At 43.6% G+C, this 1,359-nt stretch carries 1 protein-coding gene; it reads right to left on the bottom strand.

The genetic code is table 11. The annotated features are described in order from the left end of the window. Positions 1–35: 35 nt before the first annotated feature. A complete protein-coding gene (gene ctpA / locus IQ264_RS32450; RefSeq protein WP_193986904.1) occupies positions 36–1,271 on the bottom strand; it encodes a carboxyl-terminal processing protease CtpA in 1,236 nt (411 codons plus the stop codon). Between the last annotated feature and the right edge of the window lie 88 nt (positions 1,272–1,359).

Genomic DNA, 1,359 nt, shown 5'->3' with positions numbered 1-1,359 from the left:
CTTGTCCCCTTGTCCCCCCATCTCCCCACCTGTTCTTAACTTGCGTTTGCTACAACCGAAGAAGTAGTCAATAACTCGAAAGCAGTTTTATATTGTTGATCTACTTCTGTGGCAATTTGGTTAAAAGCGGTTGGTTCCCAACTGACTATGCGATCGGGAGTAATTCCTAACTTGTTAATGTCATGATGATTAGGCGTTTCGTATTTGGCGACAGTTACCGCTAAACCGGAACCATCAGACAAATCAAACAGTGATTGTATTAAACCTTTACCAAAAGATTTTTCACCGACTATTTGAGCGCGTTGATTGTCTTGTAAAGCACCAGCGAGAATTTCACTAGCACTAGCAGTACCACGATTGACTAAAACCACTAAAGGATCTTTAGTCAGTGCTACGTTTGTTGCTTCAAAGCTACCTATTATGCCTTGACGATTAACTGTGTAAACAATGGTGCCTTGATCCAACCAGAGACGGGCGATTTCTATTCCGGCTTGCAATAATCCACCGGGATTATTCCGCAAATCCAGAATATAGGCATCTGCACCTTGTTTTTCCAAGTTAGAGATCGCATTAGCTACTTCTGTTACTGCGTTACCATTAAATTGGTTCAGGCGAATGTAGCCCACAGGGACACTTCCTGGTGAAGAACGCAATTCGGCAATTACAGGGTTAAGGGCAATGCGATCGCGCACTATTGTAACTTCTTGGGCTTCTTCCTTAGCCCTTGCCACAGTCAGAACTACTTGACTACCCATTGGGCCACGCATCTGAGCCGCAGCTTCATCTAAAGTAAACTGAGTGCTGAAAACACCATTGATTTTCAGAATTCGATCCCCTGGCTTAATTCCAGCTTTTTCGGCTGGCGATCCTGCAATCGGCGTGATTACCTGCAAAGCACCTGTTTCTTCATCCAAAGCAATCTGTATTCCCACTCCTGTCAGTTCCCCAGAAGTAGACACCTGTAAATTGCGGTATTGGCTGGGCTGAAGATGTCGCGTAAAAGGATCGTCTAAACTAGCTAACATCTTGACAATTACAGAGTAAGCTTCTTCTCGGCTTTTGATGCGTTGCTTCATGGCGTTTTGCCGCACTAACCACCAATTTTGATGATTAAACGTCTCATCCACGTAGGATTGATTGACAATCCGCCATACCTCTGCTATTAGCTTTTGGTTTTCGGTATCAGCCTTAGCAGACGGAACCCACCAACCTAATCCCAAAATAACTGAGAGAATTAGTGAAAGAACAATTCGCAAATAACGGTTTTTCATAGGCAAGAATTTTAAACAATATTTTACAAAAATCTAGCAAGAAAACCCACAGGGGGGCAAAGGGGCTCCAGGCTGTCTCTTATACACA

The sequence above is a fragment of the [Phormidium] sp. LEGE 05292 genome, from assembly GCF_015207735.1.
In the GTDB taxonomy this organism is placed as follows: Bacteria; Cyanobacteriota; Cyanobacteriia; order Cyanobacteriales; family Aerosakkonemataceae; genus Floridanema.
The sequence above is the reverse complement of the archived record's forward strand: the minus strand, read 5'-3'. Positions and strand labels throughout refer to the sequence as shown.

Coding starts and splice junctions, on each gene's coding strand:
- ctpA (WP_193986904.1), bottom strand. CDS start 1,271: ATGAAAAACCGTTATTTGCGAATTGTTCTTTCACTAATTCTCTCAGTT.